Below are 5,460 nucleotides of genomic sequence, written 5' to 3'. Positions count from 1 at the left end.
CCATTCATAGGTGATCATGCGCGTCTGCCGAGCCTCCTGTCGAAGGCGAGGATGCGCCCCCCGTGGATGAGCGTGGCGCAAATCGCGGTGGGGATGGCCCAGACGGAAAGCTGCAGCGGAGTAAGCGGGTAGCCTGCGCTTTCGAACACCCCCTGGATCAGCAGGATGGAGGCAATGGCGAAGAAGATATCCTCGCCGAAGAACAGGCCGACATTGTCGGTCGCGGCGGCCATGGCCTTGACCTTCTCGCGATCGGCATCGGCGAGATCCGGATGCGATTTCTGGGCCGCAGCCTCGGCCATGGGCGCAACCAGCGGCCGGACCGCCTGGGGGTGACCACCAATGTCCTTCATTCCCAGCGCGGCTGTCAGCTGCCGGAAGACGAGATAGACGACGAGCAGCTTGCCCATCGTCGCCCCGCGCACGCCTTCGATGACGGCGCGCGCGCGCTCCTGCAGGCCATAGCGCTCGAGCAGTCCGATCACGGGCAGAATGATCCAGGTGACGCTGATATAGCGATTGTCGCTGAAGGCCTTGCCAAGCGCCTCGACGACCGAAACCAAATCGAGCCCCGCCAGCAGGCCTGTCGCCACGGCGGCCCCCACCACCACCGCCAGCGGGTTCATGCGCAAGGCGAAACCCACCACCACGATCGCGATGCCCAGAAGCGGCCAATAGTTCATTCGGGCGGGCTTCCATAGCCGCCACCGCCCGGTGTCAGGATTACGAAACGATCCCCGGGCGCCATGTCCGCAAATCCGGTAGTGCCGATATCCATTCGAGTGCCATCCGCCCGCTCGACCCAATTCCGGCCCGGAGCGGCCTCGCCCCCACCGCCGATGCCCTTGGGCGCCACCTGGCGGCGGTTGGCGAGCATATTGGCGCGCATCGGCTCGAGGAAGGTCATCAGCCTTTCCACGCCATCGCCGCCGTTATGCAGGCCCCGCCCACCGGATTCTGCGCGGATGGCGAAGCGATCGAGCCTTACCGGAAGCCGCGTTTCCAGTATCTCGGGGTCGGTGAGGCGGCTGTTGGTCATGTGAGTCTGCACGGCGCTGGTCCCGTCATGGTCCGGTCCCGCGCCGGAGCCGCCGCAGATAGTCTCGTAGTACTGGTGGTCCGTGTTGCCGAAGGTGAAGTTGTTCATCGTACCCTGACTGGGTGCGAGCCGACCGGTGGCGGCGAACAGGGTGTCGGTGACGACCTGGCTCGTCTCGACATTGCCCGCGACGACCGCCGCGCCGGGGCGCGGGTTGAGCATGGAGCCTTCGGGCACGATCAGCTCCACCGGACGCAGGCACCCGTCGTTCATCGGGATCGCATCGTCGATCAGGGTACGAAGCACGTAAAGCGCAGCTGCGCGGGTGATGGATCGCGGAGCATTGAAATTATCCGCAAGCTGATCGCTGGTACCAGTGAAATCGAACACGGCCGAGCGCGCCTCCCGGTCGATCCGGATCGCGACGCGGACGGTGGCGCCATTGTCCATCGGATATGCGAAGCTGCCGTCGCTCAACCGGCCCAGCAGGCGGCGGACGCTCTCCTCCGCATTGGCGAGGACGTGCGCCATATAGGCAGCCACCACGCTTGCTCCTTGCTGGCGCGCCGTTGCGACCAGCAGTTCGGCGCCCCGGGTACAGGCGGCGAGCTGGGCGCGCAGGTCCGAAATGTTTCGGGCGGGATTACGCGCAGGAAATCGCGCATCTCCAAGCAGGCTGCGCATCTCGGCCTCACGAAAGCTGCCCTCGTCGACCAGCAAGGCGTTGTCGATCAGGACGCCTTCTTCCTCAATGGTCTGGCTTTCGGGCGGCATGGAGCCCGGCGCGATGCCGCCGATATCGGCATGATGGCCGCGCGCCGCGACGAAGGCATCGGGTTCCGCACTCGCCTCGTCATAGAACACCGGGACGATCACGGTGATATCGGGCAGGTGGGTGCCGCCGCGAAACGGATCGTTCAGGACATAGGCGTCGCCGCGACGAAACCCGCGCCCGTCACGGCGTTTCCCGCGCGCTTCGATTACGCGGGCGATGCTGTCTCCCATGGAACCGAGATGCACCGGAATATGGGGCGCATTGGCGATCAGCGCGCCGCCTGCGTCGAACAGTGCGCAGGAAAAATCGAGCCTTTCCTTGATGTTCACCGATGTCGCGGTGGACTGGAGTACGACGCCCATTTCCTCGGCGATGGCCATGAAGAGGTTGTTGAATATCTCCAGGCGCACCGGGTCGACCTCGGTCCCCATCGCGCGGTCCCGCTGGAGCGGGACGGCGCGGGTCAGGACGAGATTGCCTTCCTCCGCCAGTCGCGCTTGCCATCCTTCCTCGACCACGGTGGTCGACCCGGGGTCGATCACCAGGGCGGGGCCGGCCAGCGTTTTGCCGGGCTCGATGGCTGCGCGCTCTATCGTCGGCCAATCGCCGGACGCCTCGCCCCGCACTGGTACAGGTTCGGCCAGCACTGCGCCCAATCCGCCCGAACTGCCGCTGGCATCCACGCTCAACGCGTCCACCATGATCGCCGCATCGGCATCGGAATAGCCGAAGCGCTGGCGGTGCAGCGCGCGAAACGCCGCGTCCATCTCCGCATGATCTCCGCACGGTACCGACAGGATGCTGTCGCTGCCTGAAAAGCGGAGCCGGGCGCGACTTTCGACAACGATCAACGTGCTCCCGATCCCCTGGTCTTCCAGGGCACGCCGCGCCTCGCTCTCGAGCGCGGAAAGCTCCTTGTCGAAGCTCTCCGTCAGCGGGCGGACCAGGCTGGTTTCCCGGATCACCTTCACGGGCGCGAGCCCGATGCCATAGGCCGAAAGCAGGCTCGCAAGCGGATGCACCAACACCGTTTCCATGCCCAGCGCATCGGCCACGCGGCAGGCATGCTGGCCCCCCGCGCCGCCGAAACAGGCGAGCGCATAAGTCGTCACGTCATGCCCGCGCGCCACGCTGATCTTGCGGATCGCATTGGCCATGCTTTCGACCGCGATGGCCAGAAATCCTTCGGCAATGGTTTCGAGCGATTGTGGGTCCGGCAGGGCGGCGGCGATCTCTTCCAGGCGTGCGCGCGATGCCGCCGGGTCGAGCGGCTGATCCCCGCCTGGGCCGAACACGCTGGGAAAGAATGCGGGATCGATCCGGCCGAGAAAGAGATTGCAGTCGGTTACGGTGAGCGGGCCACCCTTGCGGTAACAGGCTGGGCCAGGGTTCGCGCCGGCACTGTCCGGCCCCACGCGGAAGCGCGCACCGTCAAAGCTGCATATGGATCCGCCGCCCGCCGCCACCGTATGGATCTGCATCATCGGCGCGGCCACGCGCACGCCGGCCACCACGCTGTCCCCCGTCAGTTCCAGCTCGCCCGCGTAATGGGCGACATCTGTGCTGGTGCCGCCCATGTCGAAGCCGATGAGCTTCGTGTGGCCGAGCGGTTCGCCTGCCGCCACCATCCCGACTACCCCGCCGGCGGGGCCCGACAGGATCGCATCCTTGCCGCGAAAGGCGCCGACTTCCGCCAACCCCCCGTTGGATTGCATGAAACTGAGCCGCCCCGCCGCGGGGAGGCTTGCCTTCAGCCCATCGGTGTAGCGCCGCAGAACGGGCGAGAGATAGGCGTCCACCACCGTCGTGTCGCCGCGCGGGATCAGCTTGATAAGGGGGGCGACCTCGTGGCTCACACTGACCTGCGCGAAGCCGAGGTCGCGTGCGATGACGGCGAGCTGGGCCTCGTGCTCGCGGTATTGCCAGCCATGCATCAGCACGATGGCGAGCGCATCGAAACCGTGTTCTTTCAGCGCCTTGAGATCACGCCGCGCCTGGTCCCGGTCGAGCGAGAGCAGCACCTCGCCATCGGCACCGATGCGCTCGTCTATCTCAATGACGCGGCTGGGAAGCTGTTCTGGCAGGACGATGTGGCGCGCAAAGATATCGGGCCTCGCCTGCGTCCCGATGCGCAGGGCATCGCGGAAGCCGGACGTGATCGCTAGCGCCAGCCGCTCACCCTTGCGCTCCAGCAAGGCGTTGGTGGCGACGGTGGTACCGATCCTGAGATCGGCGATCGGCCCTTCACCGTGGCGCGCCATGAGGCGGCGCACCGCCTCGCTGGCGGCATCATCGTAATGTTCTGAATTTTCCGACAGGAGCTTGTCGGTGACGAGGCGACCGTCGGGCGTGGTGGCAACGACATCGGTGAAGGTTCCGCCCCGATCGATCGCGAAGCGCCAGCCTTTCTGGGGGGCGGGGGCGCCAGTCGTCTTGTCGGTCTTCTGCCCTGTCGCTGGGCCAGTCACGGGGCCAGTCACGGGGCGGGGCGCAGCGGTGGTGAACTCATTGGCTCAAGGCATCGCGCCATTCGCCGCAGAGGTCAATCGCAGTGGCGAAAACGATCCGATGGGACCCGCAACCATATCGATCGCCCGATTGATCGCCACCGCGGAAAGGCGCGGCGGGCGCCCGGACGCGCAAACTATCCGCGCATTGTCGTATCGAACCATTCGAACGTCACCGGATAGCCGCAATCGTCCGGGATCATCAAGGCGGGCCGGCCCTCGTGCTTGCCGCGCTGCGGGATGATGGTGCGCACGGGAATGGATTCGGCATGGGCGCGGGCATCGGCGAAGCTTTCGAACTGGGCAAGCCGTTCGAGGTTGCGGCGGGTTGGAAAGATTACCGACAGGTCCCCTTGGTCGGCGCGTTCCAGAGCCTGGGCGGCGGTTATCCAGAACAGCCGCGTGTTCTCGGTCGCGTCCACCGCCAGCTCCACTGCGCCCGTCCCGATGTCGTAGAGATAGAAGCGAGTGTCGAAGATCCGGCTGTGCGCCATACCGCGCGGGCACCAGCGGGCGAATGGCACCAGCCGGTCAAGCGCGAGGGTAACGCGGAATTCGTCCAGCACCGGTGCCAGCGCGCGCGCGTCTTCCAGACGGACGCGCATGGCCAGTGCTCGGTCGCGGTCGATCGCCTCGGTGAAGCCGAGCGCGAGGCCGGTCTCTTCCAGCGTTTCGCGAATGGCGGCGATGCGGTGCGCGGTCTCTTCCTCCCCGAACGGGCCGCCGAGCGCGCGGGCGAGCTGATGATCTTCGGGATCCACGCGACCGCCGGGAAACACCGCCATGCCGCCAGCAAAGCTCATGTCGCGCGAGCGCACCACCATCAGCAGTTCGGGCGCACCCCCGTCCGGCGCGCGGCGGAATACGACGAGCGTTGCGGCGGGAATTTCGGGCGGGGTTTCGGCGGCGGTTTCGGCCATATGGGACCCTTGCCGTGCCGCGCGCCGCTTGCCAAGCACCTGGGTTAACGCGCTGCGTCGGGAAATCTTACAGGCCAGTATAGCCTCACTGCTGCGTTAACCTTCGCAAACGCGGCAATGCGCCGTTTCTGCGATTTGGCACGCGTCGTGCAGAAAAGCCGTTGTCCCAAGCAATCTTCGTAAAAACGGCGGGGCCAATGTCTCCGGCCCCGCCACCCC

General features: G+C 66.2%; 3 protein-coding genes. All 3 read right to left on the bottom strand.

Translation table 11 applies throughout. The features are described 5' to 3' along the window. Nucleotides 1–14: 14 nt before the first annotated feature. The 3 genes from ACFDTG_RS10745 to ACFDTG_RS10735 all read right to left on the bottom strand — a co-directional run bounded on the left by ACFDTG_RS10745 (nucleotide 15) and on the right by ACFDTG_RS10735 (nucleotide 5,241). Nucleotides 15–683: a DUF969 domain-containing protein gene (locus ACFDTG_RS10745; protein ID WP_375291038.1), complete on the bottom strand. Its 669-nt coding sequence runs from the start codon at nucleotides 681–683 to the stop codon at nucleotides 15–17. After that, nucleotides 680–4,204, bottom strand: coding sequence for a hydantoinase B/oxoprolinase family protein (locus ACFDTG_RS10740; RefSeq protein WP_375291039.1), 3,525 nt, complete (start codon nucleotides 4,202–4,204; stop codon nucleotides 680–682). The genes ACFDTG_RS10745 and ACFDTG_RS10740 overlap by 4 nt, the downstream gene beginning before the upstream one ends. A gap of 254 nt (nucleotides 4,205–4,458) precedes the next feature. Then, nucleotides 4,459–5,241 (bottom strand): NUDIX domain-containing protein, encoded by a 783-nt coding sequence (locus ACFDTG_RS10735; protein WP_375291037.1) that lies wholly within the window; start codon nucleotides 5,239–5,241, stop codon nucleotides 4,459–4,461. Between the last annotated feature and the right edge of the window lie 219 nt (nucleotides 5,242–5,460).

It is taken from the genome of Qipengyuania sp., from assembly GCF_042095715.1.
In the GTDB taxonomy this organism is placed as follows: domain Bacteria; phylum Pseudomonadota; class Alphaproteobacteria; order Sphingomonadales; family Sphingomonadaceae; genus Qipengyuania.
Note: the sequence above shows the minus strand (reverse complement) of the source record. Positions and strands in the feature narration are given on the sequence as shown.

Coding starts and splice junctions, on each gene's coding strand:
- ACFDTG_RS10745 (WP_375291038.1), bottom strand. CDS start 683: ATGAACTATTGGCCGCTTCTGGGCATCGCGATCGTGGTGGTGGGTTTC.
- ACFDTG_RS10735 (WP_375291037.1), bottom strand. CDS start 5,241: ATGGCCGAAACCGCCGCCGAAACCCCGCCCGAAATTCCCGCCGCAACG.